This window comes from Paraflavitalea soli, from assembly GCF_003555545.1.
GTDB lineage: Bacteria > Bacteroidota > Bacteroidia > Chitinophagales > Chitinophagaceae > Paraflavitalea > Paraflavitalea soli.
Map to the genome: position 1 here is coordinate 851,793 of NZ_CP032157.1, position 23,983 is coordinate 875,775.

The 23,983-nt window shown below is 47.6% G+C and carries 17 protein-coding genes; 12 read left to right on the top strand and 5 right to left on the bottom strand.

Going from position 1 to position 23,983, the window contains the following annotated elements; translation table 11 throughout:
* The first annotated feature begins 3 nt into the window (after positions 1-3).
* The 4 genes from D3H65_RS03265 to rlmB all read left to right on the top strand — a co-directional run bounded on the left by D3H65_RS03265 (position 4) and on the right by rlmB (position 4,133).
* Positions 4-1,437: a DUF4270 family protein gene (locus tag D3H65_RS03265; RefSeq protein ID WP_119048887.1), complete on the top strand. Its 1,434-nt coding sequence runs from the start codon at positions 4-6 to the stop codon at positions 1,435-1,437.
* 75 nt (positions 1,438-1,512) lie between these two features.
* A complete protein-coding gene (gene metK, locus D3H65_RS03270; RefSeq protein ID WP_119048888.1) occupies positions 1,513-2,766 on the top strand; it encodes a methionine adenosyltransferase in 1,254 nt (417 codons plus the stop codon).
* Positions 2,767-2,950: 184 nt separating this feature from the next.
* The gene (locus tag D3H65_RS03275) at positions 2,951-3,388 is read left to right on the top strand and encodes an NUDIX domain-containing protein (RefSeq protein WP_245999669.1); all 438 of its coding nucleotides are present in this window, start codon (positions 2,951-2,953) and stop codon (positions 3,386-3,388) included.
* A complete protein-coding gene (rlmB, locus tag D3H65_RS03280) occupies positions 3,372-4,133 on the top strand; it encodes a 23S rRNA (guanosine(2251)-2'-O)-methyltransferase RlmB (RefSeq protein WP_119048889.1) in 762 nt (253 codons plus the stop codon). The genes D3H65_RS03275 and rlmB overlap by 17 nt, the downstream gene beginning before the upstream one ends.
* A 65-nt stretch (positions 4,134-4,198) precedes the next feature.
* Here the strand turns inward: rlmB and D3H65_RS03285 are convergent, their stop codons facing one another.
* Positions 4,199-5,818, bottom strand: a complete 1,620-nt coding sequence (locus D3H65_RS03285; protein WP_211345613.1) for an amidohydrolase — start codon at positions 5,816-5,818, stop codon at positions 4,199-4,201.
* Positions 5,819-5,923: 105 nt separating this feature from the next.
* On the opposite strand from D3H65_RS03285, the gene D3H65_RS03290 reads away from it, so the two are divergent.
* Together D3H65_RS03290 and D3H65_RS03295 are read left to right on the top strand one after the other, a co-directional pair.
* On the top strand, positions 5,924-6,877 hold the full coding sequence (locus tag D3H65_RS03290; protein ID WP_245999670.1) for a hydroxymethylglutaryl-CoA lyase: 954 nt from the start codon (positions 5,924-5,926) through the stop codon (positions 6,875-6,877).
* Between the two features lie 40 nt (positions 6,878-6,917).
* Entirely contained in the window at positions 6,918-7,892 is a 975-nt protein-coding gene (locus D3H65_RS03295; protein WP_119048891.1) for a GSCFA domain-containing protein, read from the top strand.
* 65 nt (positions 7,893-7,957) lie between these two features.
* On the opposite strand, the gene D3H65_RS03300 is transcribed toward D3H65_RS03295, so the two are convergent.
* The 3 genes from D3H65_RS03300 to argS all read right to left on the bottom strand — a co-directional run bounded on the left by D3H65_RS03300 (position 7,958) and on the right by argS (position 12,574).
* Positions 7,958-9,025, bottom strand: a complete 1,068-nt coding sequence (locus D3H65_RS03300; RefSeq protein WP_162915384.1) for a phosphotransferase enzyme family protein — start codon at positions 9,023-9,025, stop codon at positions 7,958-7,960.
* Positions 9,026-9,107: 82 nt separating this feature from the next.
* Complete coding sequence (locus D3H65_RS03305) at positions 9,108-10,457, bottom strand: Gfo/Idh/MocA family protein (protein WP_119048893.1); 1,350 nt, start codon at positions 10,455-10,457, stop codon at positions 9,108-9,110.
* Between the two features lie 221 nt (positions 10,458-10,678).
* Entirely contained in the window at positions 10,679-12,574 is a 1,896-nt protein-coding gene (argS, locus tag D3H65_RS03310) for an arginine--tRNA ligase (protein WP_119048894.1), read from the bottom strand.
* 475 nt (positions 12,575-13,049) lie between these two features.
* Between argS and D3H65_RS03315 the strand changes: the two genes are divergently transcribed.
* Both D3H65_RS03315 and D3H65_RS03320 read left to right on the top strand, forming a co-directional pair.
* Positions 13,050-13,586, top strand: a complete 537-nt coding sequence (locus D3H65_RS03315; protein WP_245999671.1) for a GtrA family protein — start codon at positions 13,050-13,052, stop codon at positions 13,584-13,586.
* Between the two features lie 44 nt (positions 13,587-13,630).
* Entirely contained in the window at positions 13,631-14,044 is a 414-nt protein-coding gene (locus D3H65_RS03320) for a helix-turn-helix transcriptional regulator (RefSeq protein WP_119048895.1), read from the top strand.
* Position 14,045: 1 nt separating this feature from the next.
* Here the strand turns inward: D3H65_RS03320 and D3H65_RS03325 are convergent, their stop codons facing one another.
* Positions 14,046-14,702, bottom strand: coding sequence for a YdeI/OmpD-associated family protein (locus D3H65_RS03325; protein WP_119048896.1), 657 nt, complete (start codon positions 14,700-14,702; stop codon positions 14,046-14,048).
* 545 nt (positions 14,703-15,247) lie between these two features.
* On the opposite strand from D3H65_RS03325, the gene dnaK reads away from it, so the two are divergent.
* From dnaK to D3H65_RS03345, 4 genes are all read left to right on the top strand, one after another.
* On the top strand, positions 15,248-17,167 hold the full coding sequence (gene dnaK / locus D3H65_RS03330; RefSeq protein ID WP_119048897.1) for a molecular chaperone DnaK: 1,920 nt from the start codon (positions 15,248-15,250) through the stop codon (positions 17,165-17,167).
* A 413-nt stretch (positions 17,168-17,580) separates the two neighbouring features.
* Positions 17,581-18,804, top strand: coding sequence for a DUF1624 domain-containing protein (locus D3H65_RS03335; protein ID WP_245999672.1), 1,224 nt, complete (start codon positions 17,581-17,583; stop codon positions 18,802-18,804).
* 145 nt (positions 18,805-18,949) lie between these two features.
* Entirely contained in the window at positions 18,950-21,331 is a 2,382-nt protein-coding gene (locus tag D3H65_RS03340) for an ABC transporter permease (RefSeq protein ID WP_119048898.1), read from the top strand.
* 52 nt (positions 21,332-21,383) lie between these two features.
* A complete protein-coding gene (locus tag D3H65_RS03345) occupies positions 21,384-23,816 on the top strand; it encodes an ABC transporter permease (protein WP_119048899.1) in 2,433 nt (810 codons plus the stop codon).
* Positions 23,817-23,983: the final 167 nt, after the last annotated feature.

The following is a 23,983-nucleotide window of genomic DNA, read 5'->3' on the forward strand; positions in this document are numbered from 1 at the left end:
CAAGTGAATAGGAAAATTTCTCTATCTGTCTTTGCTGTATTGACCGGATTACTTATCTATAGCTCCTGCACCAAGGTAGATACTACCGATCTCGGTAAGGAACTCATTCCTGTCGTTGACAATGTAAGTACATTCGAAACGATCCTCGACGTTGAGACCGACAATTTCCTGTTCCCTGATACTACCCGTATCACCGGGTCTTCCCTGCATGCACTGGGTATCATTGGTGATGATCCTGAATTTGGCCGCACAGAAGCCAGGATCTATTCGGCTTTCGGTCCTTCTTCTTACGGCACCAATCCTTTTGTAGTACAGGATTCTGTTGTGATCGATTCCATCGTATTGTCGCTGGCTTATGGCGGCTTGTATGGTGACTCCAACTCCATTCAGCGCTATGAGGTATACCAGATAGCCCCCACGCCGGGTAATTTCGTCGATTCTGTTTACCGCATCAGTACCAGTGACTTTGCGGTATTGCCTACGGTATTGGGCAGTAAGGATGTTGACTTCAAAACATTGAATGATTCCCTTTGGTACAGAGACCGGAAGGATACGGTGAAAACGGTGAATGAATTAAGGATCAGGCTGGATACGTCTTTTGGCCGCCAGTTTGTGAATTATGATACGGCCATCCAATACAAATCAGACTCTGCCTTTAAGACCTATTTCAAAGGACTGGCCATCAAGACCAATAATACAATCTCCCCGGCTAAGAACGGGTTGGCTTATTTCAACCTGACCAGCACTACCAATACGAAACTTACTTTTTATACACGGGTAACCAACAATGGGGTGATCGATACCACTACCACGGTGTTTGCCTATAACAGCGGTAACCAGGCCAACCTGATCACCCGTACACCAGCGCATGGCTACCAGACTTACCTCAACAATGGTACGCCCAATGATGACAAAGTGTATATTCAATCCTCACCAGGGTCTTATGCTACAGTGAAAATACCTGGCCTGGATACTTTCAAGAATGTGAACCGTGTTATCCACCGGGCAGAACTGATCATAGAACAGATCCCGTCTGCACAGGATAATATCTATACCACTCCTTCGCTGATGTTCGTTGATGCCATCAATGCAGCAGGAGACTCCAGCTTTGCTATCCGGAATGACTTTATTTACACCGGTCAGGGTAATGGCTATGACGTGGCTAACCTGGGGGGCGACTATAAGAACAACAAGTACGTATTTAATTTATCACGATATCTTCAAAGTGTGGTCACCAAGAAATTGCCTTATTATACCTTGCGTATTTATGCGCCTTTCTTTGCAGACCCATATCTCCAGGGCCCTACTGGAACCTCGGTTGTCATGCCTACTTATTTGTTTGTCAACAGTCCAATTTCAAATGGAAGGCTGGTAGCCGGCGGCGGCAGCCATCCTACGCAAAAAATGAAGGTTCGAATTATTTATTCTAAAATCTAAGTCGGACTCTTATCTTTGCGCCTGTTTGAATAATCCATTAAAATTCTGTTTTAACCTTTATCAAATCAAATAGTCATGCCGTATTTATTTACTTCGGAGAGTGTGTCTGAAGGCCATCCTGATAAGGTAGCCGACCAGATTTCTGATGCGCTTATTGATAACTTTCTCGCCTTTGACCCCCAGTCAAAAGTAGCCTGTGAAACACTGGTTACTACTGGTCAGGTGGTACTGGCAGGTGAAGTTAAATCTGCTGCCTACCTGGATGTACAGGAAATTGCCCGTAACGTGATCCGCAAAATTGGTTATACCAAGAGCGAATACATGTTTGAGGCGAGCTCTTGTGGTGTGTTATCCGCCATTCACGAACAATCTGCCGATATTAACCAGGGTGTTGACCGCAAGAAGAAAGAGGAGCAAGGCGCTGGTGACCAGGGTATGATGTTTGGTTATGCCACCAACGAAACAGATGATTATATGCCCCTGGCATTGGACCTGGCGCATAAGCTGTTGCTGGAACTGGCTGTTTTGAGAAGGGAAGGCAAGCAGATCAAGTACCTGCGTCCTGATGCCAAAAGCCAGGTTACACTGGAATATGATGACAACAACAAGCCAGTGCGCATCGATGCGATCGTGATCTCTACACAGCACGATGATTTCGCTTCTGAGACCAAAATGCAGGAGCAGATCAAGAAGGATGTTATCAATATCCTGATCCCCCGCATCATTGCCAAGAACAAGAAAATTGCACACCTGTTCAATAACAAGATCAAGTATCACATCAACCCAACCGGTAAATTCGTGATCGGTGGACCACACGGTGATACAGGTCTTACAGGCCGTAAGATCATTGTAGATACCTATGGTGGTAAAGGTGCCCACGGTGGTGGTGCGTTCAGCGGTAAAGATCCTTCCAAGGTTGACCGTTCAGCAGCGTATGCTACCCGTCACATTGCCAAGAACCTGGTAGCTGCCGGTATCTGTGATGAAGTACTGGTACAGGTTTCTTACGCTATCGGCGTAGCCCAGCCAATGGGTATTTATGTGAATACTTATGGCACTGCCAAAGTGAAATTGTCTGATGGACAGATCGCTAAAAAAGTATCTGAAGTGTTTGACATGCGTCCTTACTTCATCGAGCAGCGCTTGAAGTTGCGTAACCCGATCTACAGCGAAACGGCTGCATATGGTCACATGGGCCGCAAACCTGAAGTAGTGGAAAAATCATTCACTTCACCTGATGGTAAAACTGTTAAAAAGAAAGTGGAGTTGTTTACCTGGGAGAAGCTGGATTATGTAGGCAAGATCAAAAAGGCATTTAGCTCCAAATAGTTGCTGAAAAAAACGGAAAGAGCCCCGCCACTGCGGGGCTTTTTTTATTCTATTTTTGCCGTATGAATGAGCTCCACAATCCCTGGCAGATCAAAGGCCAAAAGCAGGTGTATGATAACCCCTGGATCGGTGTTACTGAGTTTGATGTCATTAACCCCTCGGGGGAAAGGGGATCTATGGCAAGGTGCATTTTAAGGGATGGGCCATTGGTGTGCTGGCCCTGGATGAGCAATTCAATACCTGGCTGGTAGGGCAGTACCGTTTCCCTCTCAACCAGTATAGCTGGGAAATACCGGAGGGCGGCGGACCACTCGATATAGACCCGTTATTATCGGCCCAGCGGGAGTTGTTGGAAGAGACAGGCCTGGTGGCCCAGGATTGGACGAGGATCATGGAAATGCATCTTTCCAACTCGGTATCTGATGAACATGCGATCATCTATCTTGCACGTGATCTAAGGCAGGAAACGGCCTGTCCGGAAGAGACAGAACAATTGCAGGTGCGTAAGCTGCCTTTTGAAGAAGCTTACCAGTTGGTAGAACAGGGAAAGATCACCGATTCTGTGTCGGTAGCCGCTATTTTAAAAGTAAAACTGATGTTAGCCGATGGACGCATATCATAAGAAACCAGGCATCAAGAAATCCTCTTTAATTATTGGGAGGCAGCCCATCATTGAAGCTATTCAATCGGGCCGCCCTATCGACAAGATACTCTTCCAGCAAAGTGTGTCGGGTGATTCGATTGGCACCATCCGGCAGCTTGCCCGGGAGAACAATATTCCCATTCAGCAGGTGCCGGCGGAGAAACTCCACGCACTGAGCAAGTCCAACCACCAGGGCTGTATTGCCATTGCGGGATTGATACAATACCTGGAGCTGCAGCAGGTGATAGACCATGTGGTAGGGGCTGGTGAAACGCCTCTTTTTGTGATATTGGATGGGGTGACTGATGTGCGTAATATCGGCGCCATCGCCCGTACGGCTGTTTGCTGCGGGGCACAGGCCATCATCATTCCGGATAAAGGGGTAGGGGCTTTGAATGAAGACGCTATAAAGGCTTCGGCCGGGGCGCTGGAAAAGATCCAGGTGTGCCGGGTCAACAGCCTGATGAAGGCGGTGGATACACTGCACCTCAATGGGATCAAAGTGTTTGCCTCAGAAATGAAAGCTGAAAAGAAGGTGTATGAGCTTACTTATACGGAGCCTTGCTGTATCATCATGGGCAGCGAAGACAAGGGCGTTTTCTCAGGCTTGCTGAAGATATGTGATGAGGTATTCAACATACCCATGGCAGGCGAGTTTGAATCGCTAAACGTATCGGTGGCTACGGGTATTATTTTGTATGAAGCGATGAAACAAAGATTGTAGCTATAAGGTGGGCCGCCCTGCTGCGCAGCTAAGGCAGCCCTGCAGGGCGACTCACCTTTAGATAATTAAAAAGCTTTCTTCTCCAGTTGCGGGTATTGAATACCCAGTTGCTCCAGGTAGGTCTTGTATTTTGAAGGATCGTAATAATATTTCTTCAGCAAGGGCCTGAATTCTTCCATCGTCTTTTTATTCAGGTGCGTAGCGGGCGGCGTGGTGGCATCTAAAAAAGGAATATACTTCACCTCTTTGGTCTGTACATTTTTATAGTAATCCCAGGCATCGGTGATTGCCCTGGCATTGGTAAGCATATCCAATAAGGAAGCGGCGACCACCTTACTGCCTGCTACTACTCCTTTGTGTGCAATGGGAGTGGCCATTGAAATAGCGTCTACCCAGCTATGGCCGGGTGTGCCGGGAATATTAGAGGGATAGCGAACCACCACGGTAGGCACATTCCAGGCAATATCGGCTATATCATCACTGCCGCCGCCTGATGAAAACTGAACAGGCCCGTTTAAAGAATCCAGTTTAAGGGCCAGGCCATCGATGGGTTCACCACGCGGTGTTTTCTTAGGAGCGTTGGACATTTTCTGCACGGCCCGGGCCAGGCGCTGATCGGCACTATCCCAGGTGGGCAGGCCTACGGTCTGGATATTCTTGTAGACCAACTCTGCTATGGGCTTATTAAAGTGCCCTGGCCAGGCGGTACCTAATAGTTTATGGGTAACGGTGGTTCCTGTCATGGCTGCCACTGATTTGGCATACAATACGGCATCATCATACATGCCTTTGATGTCTTCATAGGTCCTTTCGCGCAGGTAGTACCATACAGAGGCTTTGGAGGGAACTACATTGGGCTGATCGCCGCCATCGGTTATTACATAATGGGAACGTTGTGTAGGTTTCAGGTGTTCTCTCTTGAAGTTCCAGGCAATGTCCATCAGTTCTACTGCATCCAGTGCGCTCTTTCCCCGCCAGGGCTGACCGGCCGCGTGGGCGGCACTGCCTTCAAATTTAAACTCTACGGATACCAGGCCATTATTGCCGGCATCGCCCCAGGATACGCCCATATTGTTGCCTACATGGGTAAAGATGCAGGCGTCTACATTTTTGAAATAACCATCCCGGATATACCATGCTTTGGAGCCTACCACTTCTTCGGCTACGCCGGGCCAGATGATGAGGGTGCCTGGTATCTTTTCGCGCTCCATTATTTTCTTTACTTCAATAGCTGATAAGATCACCAGGGGCAATCCTGAATTATGGCCTTCACCATGACCGGGCGCATCGACCACAATGGGTTCTTTATAGGCTACGCCGGGCTTTTGAGATGCTTTGGGGATACAATCAATATCACTGCCCAGGGCGATCACGGGCTTGCCATTGCCCCATTTGGCCATCCAGGCGGTAGGGATGCCGGCAATGCCTTTTTCGATGGTGAAACCATTTTTTTGCAGGATGTTGGTGAGGTAGGCAGCGGATTCGGTTTCCTGGAAGCCCAGTTCTGAAAAGCTGAAAACCATATCCACCATTTCCTGGGCTGTCTTTTGCTTTCCATCTAAAGACTTTATGACTTCGGTCTTTAGTTTAGCAACTTTTAAGCTATCGTTTTTTTGAGCTTGTGCGGTTAGGGTTAAGAGTAATGCAAAGAATAAAGAGAAGGATGCCATTCTTGAATAAAACATAGTGCAGATTTTTGGTTGTTGAGTGCGGGATTGGTAGCTGTGTGGCAAGAGCACAGAAAAATCCTACAGTTAATGTTGCACCGAAATTAAGGAAAAAGCAGTGCAATGCCTATTGGTTTCCGGCCGGAGTCGCCACCTTACAGGAAGGGATTCTATTCCCCCAGGAATGCTACCTTTGCTCCCCAATACAGCACTATGGACCAGGCAGTAAAACTCATCGAATGTCCCCGGGACGCTATGCAGGGCTGGAAGGAAATCATACCTACGGCCAGGAAGGTCGAATACCTCAATGCCTTGCTGAAAGTGGGCTTTGATACGCTCGACTGTGGCAGTTTTGTATCGCCGAAGGCTATTCCGCAAATGGCCGATACAAAAGCGGTGATCCCCCTGCTTGACCTTTCCGGTTCCCGCACCAAACTGCTCACGATTATTGCCAATGAGCGGGGCGCGGCAGATGCCCTGGCCTTTGACCAGATCACTTACCTTGGTTTCCCATTTTCGGTATCAGAAACTTTTCAACAGCGCAATACGAACAGCAGCATAGCGGAGTCGTTGGGCAGGGTAGGGGAGATACAAAACCTGTGCATCAAATCGGGTAAGCAACTGGTGGTCTATATCTCCATGGGTTTTGGTAATCCATATGGTGATCCGTATGATCCGGAGATCGTATTTGAGTGGGTAGACAAACTGGTGGCCATGGATATTGGTATCATTTCCCTGGCGGATACGGTTGGACTGGCTACGCCGGAGCAAGTGGCTTCTATGACAAAATACCTGGTGGATAAATTGCCGGCTACAGAGATCGGTGTGCACTTGCATTCAACGCCTTTCAACCAGCAGGCCAAACTGGAAGCGGCTGTGCAGGCTGGCTGTCGTCGGTTTGATGGCGCCTTAAAAGGAATAGGCGGCTGTCCCATGGCCAATGACGAGTTGGTAGGCAATATGAACACGGAATGGATGATCCCTTACTTTGAGCAACTGGGCCGGCTGCCGGCATTGAATAAGGCAGCGCTGCACCATTGCAGTATGCTGGCCGATGAAATATTTACCGGGCATTAGAATAGTCTCGTACGCCCTTCACTATTCACTATATACTACTATGGATTTCATGTTAGACATCAATATTCCCACTCCTAAAGAGACGATCAATTACCGGGAGCCGATCCTGCTTACGGGGTCCTGCTTTACGGAACATATCGGCAACAGCCTGCAGGAGTTGAAATTCGATGTATTGCAAAATCCTCATGGGATACTTTTTGACCCAGCCAGTGTAGCGTCGAGCCTGGTATCGTATGTGCAGAACAAACAGTACACAGCAGATGATCTTTTTTACCTCAACGAGGTATGGCAAAGCTGGCAGCACCATGGCCGCTTCTCGCATGTCGACCAGCAAACAAGTTTACAGCTTATCAATGCTTCGCAACAAAGGGCGCATGAGTTCCTGAAAACGGCCAAATGGCTGGTGATCACACTGGGCAGTTCCTTTTCTTACCGGCTGGTGGAAAATAGCCTGCCGGTGGCCAATTGCCACCGCGCACCGGGCCAATGGTTTCGCAAACACCTGATGAGCATTGAGGAGATCAATACGGTATTGGACAATAGCCTGTACCAGGTATTGAAATTCAATCCTTCTCTGCGGGTTATTTTTACGGTAAGTCCGGTGCGGCATATCCGGGATGGGGTGATCGATAACAACCGCAGCAAGGCCCGGCTGATCGAAGTGGTGCATCACCTGGTCAACAAATTCGACAGGCTCTACTATTTCCCGGCTTATGAACTGGTGATCGATGTGTTGCGTGATTACCGGTTTTATGATATTGACATGGTGCATCCCAACTATCCGGCAACGAGTTTTGTGTTGGAGCATTTCATGAAGCATTTTACGGATGCAGAATCCCAGCAGGTAGCTGCTGAAGTGCAGAAGATCGTTATTGCCCGTAAGCACAAAGCATTCCATCCGGCCACGGAGGCGCACAGGAAATTCTTACAGTCTCACCATGATAAAGCAAAAGAATTGCAGGCTAAGTATTCCTTTTTAAAGTTGCAGGAAGAGATTGATTACTTTGGACGGTAAGAAAGCTGCGAGCTTCGAGCGACGAGCTGCGAGCAAAATACAAAATACAGCTGACTGCTTGCCACTCACAATTCAGCAACAAACTCTTCCAGTTTCTCCAATAGGATCAATTGATTCAATGCCCTGTTGAGGTTTTGCTCCGGGTAATCTATTTTATAATACACATCGTTGTTGAGGAAGTCGGTTACAAAGCGAAGGGATTGCATATATACCATCATGAGGCCCGCCTGGTGAATATGTTTCTTTTCGGCCGGGGTAAAATTATCACCGATGCCTTCCAGGTAGCCGGCAATGATGGCCTTGTAAAAATCAGCATTGATGGCAATGTCTTCCCATTGGGTGCTGTTCTCATCCTGCGTGGCGCTCATGCTGCGGATCATATCACCTACATCGGAGAAGAAGAGTCCCGGCATTATGGTATCAAGGTCTACGGGGCACAAGGCCTGGTGGGTGGTGGTGTCGAGCAGGATATTGCTCAGCTTGCAATCGTGGTGCATTACGCGGGTATGGTAATCTGCCGGATGCTGTTGTATGAATTCATAAAAGTCTACCAGTTTCCGGCGCTGCCGTAACTCGGCGATCACATGGGTGGACTTCAACAGTCGACTGATGGCAGCTTCACTCACGGCCTGTTCAAACTGGGCATAGCGCAGCGCCAGGTCGTGGAAATGTGGTATAATGACTTTGAGTTTAGTAGTATCGATGCTGTTGAGTGACCGGGTAAAATGCCCAAAGCATTGGGCTGTTTTATATACTTCAGCGGCTGTATTGGGAATGGTTTGCGTGTACGAGTCTGCTATAAAACCGGTGGCCCGCCAAAAAAGCTGCTGTTCATCTACCCAATACCATTTCCCGTCATGAGTAGGTATTAAAGGAGCTATGTGCAAGCCATTGCCTGTGCCAATAACATCGTACACCAACCGGTAATTGTAAATAATGTTCTCGGGGTGTTTGAACATATGCCGGTTAATGTTCTGCAATACGATCGGACTGCTATTGCCTTCCCCGGTAAAAGCAACCTTGTATGTATGGTGTATGAGCCCGTTGCCCAGGCTGGAAACGAGTGGTTTCCCATGCCCGAATTGCAGGGCTGCAGCTTCTATAATATCTACGTTCATACTTGTGATCTTCAAACCTGACAGGTTTTGGCAGGTCCTTGCATTTACTTTTACAGGCTGTATACATCCCGCAGAGCGGGACAAGCTCTGTCAGGTTTTAATATTGATCGTTCAAGGCAAAATCATTCTTCCGGTACATCCATTGTCCGCCGGTAAAATCCGGGAATTCCACCGTTTCATTACCCAGTTCGATGCTCATTTCACTGAGGGGTGTAATGGCGCTCCAGGCGGCTGCGTCATATACATCCATCGGCGTAGGTGTTTTGCGTTTGATGGATTCAATGAAAGCATGGAGTACGAAGAAATCCATGCCGCCATGGCCGGCGCCTTCTGTTTCCTTGCTCCAGCGTTTCCACAAGGGGTGATCGTATTTGTCCAGGTAGCTTTTGGCTTCTTCCCATTGGTGTGCCTTGGGGCTTACGCCTTCAATGTATATCGACTTGTTCACATCCATCCATAGCCCTTGGGTGCCCTGCACCCGGAAACCCAATGAATAGGGGCGGGGAAGGTTGGTATCGTGCTGCAGCATGATGGTTTCTCCATTTACACAGCGGATCATGGTGGTCACCACATCGCCCAGTTTGAATTCCACTTTGGCGTTGGGGTGCTGTTCGCCTCCTTTCTTTACAATATAATCATGCAAGCCTCTTGATTTGGTAGAGAAGCTGGACAAAGATACAAAGCGGTTGCCGCGGTTGATATCGATCATAGTGGCTACGGGGCCAATGCCGTGGGTAGGGTAGAGGTCACCGTTGCGGTGTACGGAATGGTTGGTACGCCACCTGGCTTCAGAGAAGGCCTTTTCGCCAAATTCCACGCCACCGCCATAGGGCTCTTTGCCATCGTTGAACTTCACTTCCCGCAGGTCGTGCTGGTAGCCGCCCTGCAAGTGAACGATCTCTCCGAAAAGGCCCTGCCTTACCATATTGAGTACGGCCATCACATCGCGGCGATAGCAAACATTCTCCAGCATCATTACCTGCGCCTGATGCTTCTCTGCTGATTTGACAACATCCCAGTGGTCTTGCAGGGTAATGCCCAGGCATACTTCTGTACCTACATATTTGATGCCTGCTTCCAGTGAGCCCAGGATCATGGGGGCATGCCATTCCCAGGGCGTGGCGATCAATACGCCATCGAGGTCTTTCAGTTCTACCAGCTTTTTCCAGGCATGGGGATCGCCTTTAAATATTTTAGGGGCGGCTTTGCCCGATTTCTTAATGAGGTCATTGGCCATTTGCAGCATTCTTTCGTCGATATCGCAGATGGCTGTTACTTCCACATCACTGCGGCGGAGTGCATTGTCGAGGTGGTTCTGTCCACGCAGGCCTACACCAATGATACCAATGCGTATCTTTTGTTGCTGTGCAAAAAGCTGGCTGGCAGGAAGGATAGCAAAACCGGCTGTGGTGATGCCGGCATTTCTGACAAAGGTTCTGCGATTCATACGGGAAGTTTTTGTTGTGCAATAGTCCAGGGCCTCCTTTCCCGGAAAAACCGTTGGATGGAGGCAGGCGGCAAAGTAGAGAAAATTGCTGAAAAGCAGGCGGGTAGGGCGAAATCTTGCGCAAACGTATGCGAAGCAATCCCGGGTCTCGAGTTGCGGGTTTCGGATTGCTCCGCGCTTTGTGCCGGCCGTCTGTTGGCAGGCTGTATAAGAGGGTAGTATTACATTCTTTCGGGTACCCTGATGCCTAACAGGTACATACCGGAAGCAATGATATTAACTGTGATCTGTACTATTTGTAAGCGTAACTGTTTCTTTTCATTCGTTTCAGCATTTACGATAGAATGCTCTGAATAGAAAGAATTGAAGGTTTGGGCCAACTTGAAGATATAGCTGGCTATTACAGAAGGATTGTGTTCTGCGCCTGCCTGTTCCAGAATGGCAGTATATTGCTCGGCCAGGGTAACCACTGCTTTTTCCAATGGCAGAAGGTCCTTGCTTACTGCTGTTTTGTCGCCACCGGCGGCGGCTTCCTTCCGCAGGATGGATTTTATACGGGCATGTGTATACTGAATGAATGGCCCGGTAAATCCATGGAAATCGATAGATTCTTCGGGATTGAAAACCATCCGCTTTTTGGGGTCTACGCGGAGGAGGAAGAACTTCAAAGCGCCCAACCCAATGGTATCATACAGGGCAGCCAATTCATCGCTGGTAAAGTCTTTTACCTTGCCCAGTTCTTCTGTCTTTTGTTGGGCTATCTGTATCATACCATCTACCAGGTCATCCGCATCTACCACGGTACCTTCACGGCTTTTCATTTTACCGGTAGGCAATTCCACCATGCCGTAGCTGAGGTGAAAGATACCATCGGCAGCAGGCAGCTCTAGTTTCTGTGCTATCAGCTTCAACACTTTGAAGTGGTAATTCTGCTCATCGCCCACTACATAGATGCTCTGATCGCAATGGTATTCTTTGTATTTGAAAACGGCCAGGCCAATATCCTGGGTAATATACACGGATGTGCCATCCCTCCGGCGTACGATCTTCTGGTCGAGGCCATCGACGGTGAGGTCGATCCATACGCTGCCATCTTCCTTCTGGAAGAAGACACCTTTCTTCAACCCTTCTTCTACCAGGTCCTTGCCTAGCAGGTAGGTATCGCTTTCATAATAGATCTTATCGAAATCGCTGCCAATGCGTTTATAGGTTGCATCAAAGCCGGCATATACCCAGCTGTTCATTTCTTTCCAGAGGGCCATGGTGGCGGGATCGCCCTGTTCCCATTTCAGCAGCATCTCCCGCACTTCCTTCATGATGGGGGTATTGTTGCGTACGATCTCTTTGATCTCCTCCTGGAGCTCATTGGTCTTTTCTGTATTGCCAGCCAGTTGCGACAACTTGCCTAAGAACAATTGCAGTTTATCCTGGTCTTCTTTGGTAAAGTCACTCACATCTCCTGTCATCACTTTGGCCTGTAGGGGTGCTGCCTGTGCCTTGAGTTCGTTTTCAAATTTTACATAATAATCACCCACCAGGTGGTCGCCCTTGAGGCCGGTGGATTGGGGTGTGGCGTCCTGGCCAAACTTTTGCCAGGCCAGCATGGATTTGCAGATGTGCACACCGCGGTCGTTTACAATACAGGTTTTGATCACCTCATATCCATTGGCCTTGTAGATCTCTGCAATGCTCCATCCCAGGAAATTGTTGCGGAGGTGACCCAGGTGCAGGGGTTTATTGGTATTGGGAGAGGAGTATTCTACCATTACCCGTTCACCGTGTTTGGCTTTGTATCCATATTGAGGGTCCTGGTGGTTCTCTTGCAGGAACTGCAGCCAGTAGGTTTCTGACAGGGTAAGGTTCAGGAATCCCTTGATCACATTAAACTTTGAAAAAAGGCCATTGCCGGAGGCTATCAATTGTTCACCCAGTTCCTTGCCCAGGGCCTCGGGGTTCTTTTTCAGGCTTTTGACCAGGGCAAAGAGCACCACGGTATAATCGCCTTCAAATTCGGGCTTGGTTTCATTGATCTGGATAGCCGATGGCTCTAAATGTAATTGGTATAATGCCTCTATTTCCTTGCTGACTGCCGATTGAATTACCTGAACAACTGCCATGTTTCATTTTTGAGGCTGCAAAGGTAGAATACTGAAGACAGAATACAGAATCCAGTATATAGAATCCAGAATATCAGGAGCGAGGGGCCAAAAGGGGAACTAAAATCAGTATTTTCTTGCTAGTTCGGGGTAATCAGCAAGCTATCCCAAGAAATAAATCAACGCCCAGTGGGTGAAATCAGTGAATCTGCATAATCCGTGATCAAAAATCAAAAAGCTGCTCTTTTTCAGAACAGCCTTTTGCAGATTTAGGGGTTAAACAACAAGTTCAGTATCAAATATGTGCTTTTTTAACTGATTAAATGTCAACGCTACAATATATTGATCGTCGTCAAAGTAGAACTACGTAAATCGATTTAGTACTATGCTTTAGCGGAATTTGTAATGTGAAAGGGATATGCGATAACTTAATGATAACAGATAATCCCAATAGCAGCATAAAAGGCTATGGACAGTTCTGGCAATTGAATTACTTTTGCCCCGCAAGAAAATACTGATGCTCAAGGACTATATCATTGCTATTATAGATTTTTTTTACCCTCCCTTCCGTAAGTTCATGACCCCGCAAACCTTTCGTTATGCGGCCTGCGGCGGTGGGAATACGCTGCTCGACATATTTTTATATTGGGTAGCATTCCATTTTGTGCTGAAAGGGCAGGACCTGCATTTACCGCTGGTAACCATCAGTGCCAAAATTGCGGCCTTTCTGATCTCCTTTGCCATCAGTTTTCCCACAGGTTATTACCTCAACAGGAATATTGTATTTCCCGGGTCTACCTTGCTGGGCAGGGTGCAATTGTTCCGGTACTTCTTACTGGTATTGATCTGCATAGCCCTTAACTATATTTTTATTACCCTGTTTGTGGACCAGTTTGGCATTTATCCCACCATTGCGAAAGCGTTAACGACGGTGGTCGTGGTGTCATTTAGTTACCTGACGCAGAAGAAATTTACCTTCAAAATAGAAAATGCCGGAGACGATCCTTCGGCAACTGCTACGGATAGCAAATAAATATGACTATTTATTATGGTATATTTGGATAAGAAGCAGTCTTTATGGAACTCACGAACGATATATACCAACGGATTGTAGCTGCCAAAGTGTTCATGGACGAAAACTACCATGAGCCGATCAACCTGGATGGCATATCGGGTCAGGCCTGTTTTTCCCGCTTTCATTTTCACCGGCTGTTCAGCCGCATTTACCGCAAAACACCTCACCAGTACCTTACCCGTAAAAGGTTGGACAAAGCACAAGAATTGCTAGCACAGGATAGCCCTGTTACTGATGTGTGCAATAAAGTAGGTTTTGGAAGTATTGGGTCCTTCAGTGTTTTATTCAAAAAAGAAGTAGGTATTGCGCCCCAGCATTACCGCAATAAACAGTTAATGAAAAAGCAGCAGGCCAAAATGCAGCCGAAGGCATTCATCCCGCATTGCTTTATCCAGAGCTATAATCTCGACAAGTAAATTATATATTGGCCGGGTTCTTCCAGCCTTTTACCAATCGCTCCAGAGTGCCCTGTATCCTGTTGGCCCGGGTCTCTTCTTTTTTTGCGGTAACGATCCATTCTACATATTCGCGCCGGTGACTGAATGCCAGTGCGTCAAATATTTTGGCAGCCTGCTTGTTCTTTGCAAAAGCTTTGGCGAGATCATCGGGCAGGCGGATGATCTTGGTGTTGGAATCCGCGTATTGGAAAATGAGGCGTTCCTCTTTGGGTTTTGCGGCTTTCTTTTCATCGGCTTCGGTTTTCAGCCGGAAAGCAAAGGATGACCAGGTATCATTGAAGGAGATGAGGGTAAGCCATTGCACGTCGAGTGCGAGGAGTTTTTCCCAACCCTTGTCGCGTGTCAGATCTGTTTGAATGCCTGAGCTGCCTTTGGGGTAATAGGTCCAGCAGATCACGCCTTCTTTCAGCAGTTTCAGTACTTTGGGCAAGTCCTTTTCCATCTGGGCCTGGTTGAGCACGAACCAATGGATCTGCTGATAATTCTTCCCGTTTTCTATAACGGCCACATCGGCCGGTAAGGGTGACAATGTTGCTTCAAAATCCTTGGGTGGGTGGATGGTAAGGAGGGTATAGCCAGCTTTGATCTTGAGTTTATCGGCAATGGTGGCAGGCATTTGTCTAATTTTAAGGGAAGTTACGGAAAGGCTGTCAGGTTGATTTTATTGGATCTTGCTAAATGCTAAAAATTAATGGGTTCGATGGGAACCAGCTTTTTAGATCGTATCTTAGATAAGTGAGTTTTCCAGGCCGGCGCCAGTTTTACTGAATATTGTCCGTTTGCCGGCAGGAAGCACCCGGGAAATGAACTTATTATCATTTAATCTATTGAAATACTGCGCATTATACATGTTCTCCAATCTGCCTAAATGGCTAAACCCGCTATGGGCCTGCATTTGAGCCTTGTTGTCTTACTATTACCTTGCTACTGGCTTGCCACTACCTTGCAACTGTGTTGAGACCAGGCACCTTGATCGGCGGCTGATCCATGGCGAATCTACGGCTGATCCACGGCTGATCCGGTGAGATGGGCCGGCAAAAGGCGGGCGTTGGGACTTCTGATGCTCCGGGGCAGGGTTTTTCCTGACTGACATTTTTTCATCCTCACATGCCGCGGCATAATCATTGATAACCATAAGGGAACATTAAATTCAACACAACTATGGGAAAGATAATAGGAATTGACCTGGGTACCACCAATAGCTGCGTGGCAGTGATGGAAGGTAATGAACCCGTGGTAATAGCCAATGATGAAGGGCGCCGCACAACCCCGTCTGTAGTGGCTTTCCTGAAAAACGGAGAGCGTAAAGTGGGTGATCCGGCCAAACGCCAGGCCATTACCAATCCCCAGAATACAATTACGAGCGTAAAGCGTTTTATGGGTCGCCGGTACGACGAAGTGACCGAAGAGATCAGCCACTGGAGCTACAAAGTGGTAAAAGGTGACAATAATACCGTACGTATTGACATAGACGGTCGCTTGTATACACCGCAGGAAATTTCGGCGATGGTACTGCAGAAAATGAAGAAAACTGCCGAAGATTACCTGGGTCAGGATGTAACAGACGCGGTGATCACCGTGCCTGCTTATTTTAATGACGCTCAGCGTCAGGCTACCAAAGAAGCCGGTGAAATTGCCGGTCTCAATGTACGCCGTATTGTGAATGAGCCTACGGCTGCTGCCCTGGCTTATGGCCTGGACAAAGGCAGACACGATCAGAAGATCGCGGTATTTGACCTTGGTGGCGGTACATTCGATATCTCGGTATTGGAACTGGGTGATGGTGTATTTGAAGTAAAATCTACCAATGGTGATACGCACCTGGGTGGTGATGACTTCGATAAAGTAGTGATGGACTGGCTGGCTGAAGAATTCAAAAAAGATGAGAGCATCGACCTGCGCAAGGACCCGATGGCTTTACAACGTTTGAAAGAAGCTGCTGAAAAAGCAAAAGTAGAACTGTCTTCTTCCAGCGAAACAGAGATCAACCTGCCTTATATCACAGCTGTTGACGGAGTGCCCAAGCACCTCGTGAAAAAGCTGTCACGTGCGAAGTTTGAACAACTGAGCGATAAATTATTCGAGCGTTGCCTGAAGCCTTGCGAGCAAGCGCTGAAGGATGCCGGACTGAGCACTTCTCAGATCGACGAAGTGATCCTGGTAGGTGGTTCTACCCGTATCCCCAAGGTACAGGAGATCGTTGAGAAGTTCTTTGGTAAGAAACCCAACAAGGGGGTGAATCCTGATGAAGTGGTGGCTGTAGGTGCTGCTATCCAGGGTGCGGTATTGACTGGTGAAGTGAAGGATGTGCTGTTGCTCGACGTAACGCCGTTGTCACTGGGTATCGAAACAATGGGTGGTGTAATGACCCGCCTGATCGATTCCAATACCACGATCCCGACGAAGAAATCTGAAACCTTCTCTACGGCCAGCGATAACCAGCCCGGTGTGGAGATCCATGTATTGCAGGGTGAGCGCCCGATGGCCAATCAGAACAAGAGCCTGGGACGTTTTAACCTGACTGATATTCCGCCAGCTCCCCGTGGTGTACCGCAGATCGAAGTGATCTTCGATATCGATGCCAATGGTATCCTGCACGTTACTGCGAAGGACAAAGGCACTGGTAAAGAACAAAAGATCCGTATCGAAGCAGGTAGCGGTCTGAGCAAGGAAGAAGTAGAAAAGATGAAAGCTGAAGCGCGTGCAAATGAAGCGACCGATAAGGAAGCCCGGGAAAAAGTAGAAAAGGTGAACCAGGCAGACAGCCTCATCTTCCAGACAGAAAAGCAACTGAAAGAGTTTGGTGAAAAGATCCCTGCTGATAAGAAAGCGCCTATCGAATCGGCTTTGAATAAGCTGAAAGAGGCACACAAATCACAGGATGTAGCAGCCATTGATACGGCAGTAGCAGAAATGAACAATGCCTGGACGGCTGCTTCTGAAGAGATCTATAAAGCACAGGCAGCAGCAGGTGGACAACCTGGTGCTGATGGTGGTCAGCCAGGTGCTAACGGCGGCGGACAAGCCAATGCCGGCGGTGGTGAGAATGTGACTGATGCGGAGTATGAAGAAGTGAAGTAAATCTGAAGCCCGATCTATCGGATTGATAAGATTAATAGGATAGGAGCCCTCGCGTAAGCGGGGGCTTTTTTTATTGGGGGAGGATTGGGACTGATGCTGCTACATGCTTAGAGCCGGGATGGCGAGGGCTGTTTACCAAATGCCTTTTACGCTTTAACCAAATTAATTCCGGCGGCGAAGGTGCATTGTAATCACGCTAACAGTTTGTAAATATGGGAAAACAGTTTACGAGAAGCGGAAAATGGTTTGCCTGGTTGATGGTATGTGAATGTTTGTGGGAAAGGTATTTAGCAAGTTTCGGGTTGGTGTATAGAATAATTATCTGTAGTTAATGGTGTGTGGAGAATAAAATTCTGATAGACATGGTTATTTCAGATTTAAAGTCGGTACCTTAGGACTGTAAAAGCCATTATATGCAAAGTATAGCCATGACTGCTGCGGCTCCTCAAAGAGCTGCTACTTCCATTCGTGTTGAATCTATTGACCTGCTGCGGGGCCTGATCATGGTGATCATGGCCCTGGATCATGTACGTGATTATTTTCATGCCGACGCTTTCCTGTACGATCCCACGGATCTTACAAAGACCAATGCGGCGCTGTTTTTTACGCGCTGGATCACGCACTACTGTGCGCCGCTGTTCATGTTCCTCTCGGGCATCTCGGCCTATATTTCAGGGGAACGGAAATCAAAAAAAGCATTGTCTGTTTTCCTGTTGAAAAGAGGGGCCTGGCTCATCCTGCTGGAACTGACGGTAGTGCATTGGGCCTGGTATTTTAATTTCGTGGGCAAGGGGGCCGATCTTACGGTGATATGGGCGCTGGGCATTAGCATGATGGTGCTGGCAGCGCTGATCTACTTACCGCTATGGGCTATAGGTTCCATCGGTGTATTGATGGTGGCGGGGCATAACCTGCTGGATGGGATCCATGTACCCGGTAATACCCTGGCAGGTTTTGGCTGGGCGCTGCTGCACGAGCAGCAACCGTTTACTTACAAAGGATTTCTCCTGCTGGTGGGGTATCCTATTATTCCCTGGGCAGGGGTGATGGCATTGGGTTATTGCCTCGGCCAGGTGTATGCGCGCAATTATCCCGCTGCGCAGCGGAAGAAGTTATTGCTGATGCTCGGCTTCACACTCATTGGTTTGTTTATCCTTATCCGCGCCATCAATGTATATGGTGATGCCCGCCGTTGGAGTGAGCAGCCTACTCTGTTGTTCTCGCTTCTTTCTTTCCTGAATACGACGAAGTATCCGCCTTCCCTGCTTTACCTGCTGATGACGACCGGTCCGGCGCTGGTGTTCCTGGCCTGGACAGAAAAGAAGCCCGGATGGTTCGGGCAAAAGCTCACTGTCTTTGGCAGGGTGCCTTTGTTTTATTATATCCTGCACCTTTACCTGCTGCACCTGCTGGCCATGTTTGCCACGAGTTTCAGCGGCCACCAATGGAGTGATATGGTATTGGATTATGCCTTGTGGACAGGCCGCTCTTCCGCCCAATTGGAAGGGTATGGATTTTCACTGGGCATCACTTACCTGGTATGGATACTGGTAGTGGTGTTATTGTATCCGCTGTGCGCATGGTATGATCAATACAAGCGGGCGCACAAAGATCAATGGTGGTTGAGCTATCTCTGAAACTGTACACCTGCTGTATCGAAAACGAACAGTTTGTGGCTGAAATGATTTTGTAAGCTATTGATTGTGAATATTGTATTGATAGGCATTTACTTTGGTACACTTCGCTCCAGAGAATAGTCCTTTCATTGTCAAAACTTCCTCCATGCTTAAAAATCATTTCCTGCTTGTTTGGCGTAACCTGGTCAAGGATCGCCAGTTTGCCTTGCTCAATCTTCTAGGGTTGGCTTCGGGCCTTGCCTGTGCGTTGATGATCTGGTTGTGGGTGCAGGACGAAATGCAGATAGATAAGGTGCATGAAAAGGATAGCCAGCTGTACCAGGTCATGCAGAATGTACCGCACGATCAGGGGATAGAAACGGCTGAATATACGCAAGGACCTCTTGCCAATGCACTGGCCAGTGAAATACCGGAAATTCAATATGCCGCTACTGTTATTCCGGCTTCCTGGTTTTCGAGCAGGGGTATTGTTACAGCGGGAGAAGTGCGGTTAAAAGCCAGGGAGCAATTTGTAAGTAAGGATTATTTCAATATGTTTTCGTGCCGCTTTATAGAAGGCGACAAAAACAAATTAGCTGCTGATAAGCACTTCATCGCTATTTCTGATGAGCTGGCCATGAAGCTTTTCCATTCTACCACTCACATTGCAGGCAAAACCATTGAATGGGACCAAGGTGATTTTAATGGTTCCTATACAATTGCCGGTGTGTTTGAGAAAAATAGCGCACTTGTTTCGGATAAGTTTGACATCCTGTTCAATTTTGACCTGTTTGTAGAGAAAAGAACTGGCATGCTAAGCTGGGATAACAACGATCCAAGAACTTACCTGCTGTTAAAAGAGGGTACCAATATTGCCCGGTTCAATGACAAGATCAAAGACTTCATCAAAACAAAAGATGCAAAGTCCGGTCATTCCTTATTTGTAAGAAGGTACTCGGACAGATACCTCTATGGACAATACACCAATGGTATTCAGTCGGGCGGACGGATAGCCTACGTAAAACTATTCGGAGCTATTGCCATTTTTATCCTCCTCATCGCCTGCATCAATTTCATGAATCTTTCAACCGCCCGGGCTTCCCGGAGAATAAAGGAAGTAGGCATTAAAAAAGTAGTAGGGGCCAGCAGAACAAATCTCATACTCCAATACCTCGGCGAATCGGTTATGATGAGCTTTTTATCATTGTTGCTGGGCCTTGGGCTGATCCGTCTTTTACTGCCGGCTTTCAATGAACTTACGGGCAAAGAACTGGTGCTGGCATTCCATGTTAATATTGTATTGACCTTTATTGGCATTGCTTTGCTTACGGGACTGATCGCAGGCTGTTACCCTGCCCTGTATATCTCGGGATTCAGGCCGGTAGCGGTACTAAAAGGAAAATTGAAAACCTCGGTGGGTGAATTGTGGGTGCGCAAGGGGATGGTCACTTTCCAGTTTGCACTTTCGGTGATGGCCATTGCCGGGGTGCTGGTGATTACCCGGCAGATCGGTTTGATCCAATCAAAAGACCTTGGTTACAGCAGGGATAATATCATTGATTTCAGCATTCCGATGGGTGATCCGGATTCTGCCAGTATGAGTAGGGTCAGTTCCTTTATCAATGAACTGAAAAACATTCCGGGAGTAGTCAATGTTGCCAGTTATTACCACAACCTTACGGGCGATCATGGCAGCATAGGCGGTTTTCAATGGCCGGGAAAGGATCCGGGCAATAAGATAGACTTTGCCAACCTGGAAGTTGGTTATGGATTCCTGGAAACGATGGGCATTCAAATTGTTGCCGGGCACAATTTTTCTACCAATGGGAATGCTGCCAACGAGATCATCTTCAATGAAAATGCGATCCGGAAAATGGGATTGAAGGATCCAATAGGAAAAACGGTCAGATTCTGGAACAGGGATCGTGTGATCGTTGGCATTGCAAAGGACTTCAATTTTGAGTCATTGTATGAATCAGTGAAACCTTGTTTTTTTCAAATGTATCCGGCGATGCCCAATGTGATCGTAAAGATCAAAGCGGGTAGCGAAAAACAGACGATTGCACGGGTGCAGGACATCTATACGAGGTTCAATAAAGGATTGTCATTCGATTACCGGTTTTTGGATGAGGCCTACCAGGCTTTGTATGTGGCTGAGAACAGGGTAGCTACACTATCAAAATATTTTGCAGGTCTCGCCATCCTGATCTCCTGTCTGGGTCTTTTTGGCCTGGCGGCCTTTACTGCCCAAAGAAGGCAAAAAGAGATCGGCATACGCAAGGTGGTGGGGGCCTCGGCCAGCGGTATTGTACTGATGTTGTCTAAGGATTATGTGAAACTCATAGGGGTGGCGGCGTTGATCGGCCTTCCACTGATCGGGTGGGCGATGGAACAATGGCTGCAGGATTTTGCCTTCAGGATCCGCATCAGTGCGGATATTTTTCTGATAGCTGCCTTGTCGGTGTTGGTGATCACCTTGTTGACGATTGGCTTTCAATCGGTCAAAGCGGCACTCGTCAACCCCGTGAAAAGTCTGCGGGCAGAATAAAGTGAAACATTATTTAAACTCATTTGTCTTTTCAAACTAGTAATTCAAAATTATGCTGGCACATTATCTCCGTATTGCCTTCAGGAACATGTCCAGGCAAAAGATGTATGCGGCTATCAAGATTGGTGGCTTTGCCATCGGTATTGCTGCTTGTTTGTTGATCGGCTTACTGATCAGGAATGAATTAAGTTATGATACGCAATTTGAAAATGCGGCCAATATCTATCGTGCAATAGGATTGTATACAGATCAGGGCAGACTGGAAAAAGCAGTGAGCTTTCCTGCGCCCTTTGCACAAGCTATGAAAAATGACTTTCCGGAAGTCGAAAAGGCTGCCAGGTTAATGCCTGCCAGCCTGTTTTATGGTGCGGGCAGTAACCAGTTGCGCAGGGATGATGAGCCCAACAATACTTACGAAGAAGGCTTTACTTATGCAGACCAGGAGCTGCTCGATATTTTTCAATTACCCATGGTCTACGGCGACAGGGCAAAGGCCCTGGCCGAACCCAATACGATGGTGATCACCAAACGTAAGGCCGATAAATATTTCCCCGGACAAGATCCTGTAGGCAGGGTCATGTTCCTGAACAATAAGAAAAACCAGCCTTATAAGATCAGTGGCGTAATAGCAGATTGGCCGGCTACTTCTCACCTCCAATATGACTTTCTGCTTACACTGAAAGGAAAATCGCTGTGGGGCGGCGAACAAACGGACTGGAGGTCCAGTAATTATAGTACTTACCTGCAATTGAAACCCGGAACTGATATAAAGCAGTTTGAAAAAAAGGTGCTTACAACTGTTATTGAAAAATACTACCTGCCTTCACTCAGGGCATCCGGTCAGGCAGGGCCGGAGCAGGAAGTCAAGAAGTTTGGGTTACAGGTGCAACCCATCAGAGATATTCACTTAAAGTCATACGATATATTTGATTGGGAGCCTCGCGGGGATATCCGTTTTGTGTGGATGTATGCAGCGATTGCCTGTTTTATCCTCATCATAGCCTGCATCAACTTCTTAAATCTCTCTACGGCCAGAAGCGCCAACAGGGCCAAAGAAGTGGGTTTGCGTAAAGTGATCGGTTCGCAACGCAATAGCCTGATCCTGCAATTTCTTACAGAGTCGATCCTGTATAGTTGTTTTGCCTTTGTACTCGGCTTCGTATTGGCCTGGGTCAGCCTTCCTTTCTTTAATACAATGGCTGGTAAAACGTTGAATGTGCCCATCGGCGAGTGGTGGATGATACCGCTGTTTATGGTTGCAGCGTTGTTCATTGGTCTGCTGGCCGGATTGTATCCTTCCTTTTATTTGTCGGCCTTTAAACCCATCCAGGTATTAAAAGGGCAATTAAGCCGGGGAAGTAAAAATGCCGGTCTGCGCAGTACGCTGGTTGTATTTCAGTTTACGACTTCCATCATCCTGCTCATCGGTACGGTGGTCATCTACCGGCAAATGCAGTATATCCTCCACACTAAAATAGGGTTCGATAAAGACCAGGTGGTACTGGTACAGGGAGCCAATACGCTGGGCAAACAAACAGATGTCTTGAAAACTGAGTTATTGAAGCTGCCCCAGGTAAAAAATGTATCGGTCAGTGGCTACCTTCCGGTAAAGGGTACCAAGCGGGATGGTAATCCTTTCTGGAAAGAAGGAAAAACAAAAGAGGAAGCGGCTGTGGGTGGGCAGAAATGGTATGTAGATGATAGTTATATACCTACTTTTGGTATGAAGATCATTGCCGGCAGGAATTTTTCCAGTCAGCTGGCTTCAGATTCACAGGCGGCAGTGATCAACCAGGCGATGGCTGATAAAATTGGTCTCAAGGATCCTATTGGGCAAAAGATCACCAATGGTTGGGAGCATTTTACGATTGTTGGAATAGTGGAGAATTTCAACTACGAATCGATGAAGCAGCGGGTAGAGCCCGTTTGCCTGGCGCTTGGCCGCAGCAATGATATCGTTGCAGTAAAAATAAAGGGTACGGATGTGAAGCAGGTATTGGCCGATATAGGAAGTGTCTGGAAAAGCTTTGCTCCCAATCAACCCATACGGTATACGTTCCTCGACGAAAGTTTTGCCAATATGTATGCTGATCTGCAGCGTACAGGCCTCATCTTTACCTGCTTTGCGGGGCTGGCCATTATCGTAGCCTGCCTGGGCTTATTTGCACTGGCTGCTTTCATGGCTGAGCAGCGGAATAAGGAAATAAGCATTCGTAAGGTGTTGGGTGCTTCAACGTCGGGTTTGTTTATGCTGCTCGTTCAAAATTTCTTAAAACTGATCCTTATATCATTGGTCATTGCCATACCGCTGGGATGGTTCCTGATGCAAAAATGGCTACAGGACTATATCTATCGCATATCGATTACCTGGGATGTATTTGTGATAGCTGGACTCACCATTCTCCTCATTGCTATTGCTACTATCTGTTACCAGGCAATGAAAGCCGCTCTTGTCAATCCTATTAGGAGCTTGCGCAGCGAATAACAATTTTGTTTTGTTTACTAATTTAGAATCACGCCCTGGGACTTTTGCCCCGGGGCTTTTTGTGACCTCTAAAATACCTACGATCAATGCAGCATGGTATACGGAATGCGCCTTTCGTAGAATGGATGCCGCTACTTCCCCAAAGAATTCGTACCTTATAAGCAAAT

Excerpts from the sequence above, each read along its gene's own strand:
- D3H65_RS03305 (WP_119048893.1), bottom strand. The coding sequence starts at position 10,457 with ATGAATCGCAGAACCTTTGTCAGAAATGCCGGCATCACCACAGCCGGT.
- D3H65_RS03295 (WP_119048891.1), top strand. The coding sequence starts at position 6,918 with ATGGATTTCATGTTAGACATCAATATTCCCACTCCTAAAGAGACGATC.
- D3H65_RS03335 (WP_245999672.1), top strand. The coding sequence starts at position 17,581 with ATGCAAAGTATAGCCATGACTGCTGCGGCTCCTCAAAGAGCTGCTACT.
- D3H65_RS03325 (WP_119048896.1), bottom strand. The coding sequence starts at position 14,702 with ATGCCTGCCACCATTGCCGATAAACTCAAGATCAAAGCTGGCTATACC.
- D3H65_RS03290 (WP_245999670.1), top strand. The coding sequence starts at position 5,924 with ATGCCTATTGGTTTCCGGCCGGAGTCGCCACCTTACAGGAAGGGATTC.
- argS (WP_119048894.1), bottom strand. The coding sequence starts at position 12,574 with ATGGCAGTTGTTCAGGTAATTCAATCGGCAGTCAGCAAGGAAATAGAG.
- D3H65_RS03285 (WP_211345613.1), bottom strand. The coding sequence starts at position 5,818 with ATGTTTTATTCAAGAATGGCATCCTTCTCTTTATTCTTTGCATTACTC.
- D3H65_RS03340 (WP_119048898.1), top strand. The coding sequence starts at position 18,950 with ATGCTTAAAAATCATTTCCTGCTTGTTTGGCGTAACCTGGTCAAGGAT.
- dnaK (WP_119048897.1), top strand. The coding sequence starts at position 15,248 with ATGGGAAAGATAATAGGAATTGACCTGGGTACCACCAATAGCTGCGTG.
- rlmB (WP_119048889.1), top strand. The coding sequence starts at position 3,372 with ATGGACGCATATCATAAGAAACCAGGCATCAAGAAATCCTCTTTAATT.
- D3H65_RS03345 (WP_119048899.1), top strand. The coding sequence starts at position 21,384 with ATGCTGGCACATTATCTCCGTATTGCCTTCAGGAACATGTCCAGGCAA.
- metK (WP_119048888.1), top strand. The coding sequence starts at position 1,513 with ATGCCGTATTTATTTACTTCGGAGAGTGTGTCTGAAGGCCATCCTGAT.
- D3H65_RS03320 (WP_119048895.1), top strand. The coding sequence starts at position 13,631 with ATGGAACTCACGAACGATATATACCAACGGATTGTAGCTGCCAAAGTG.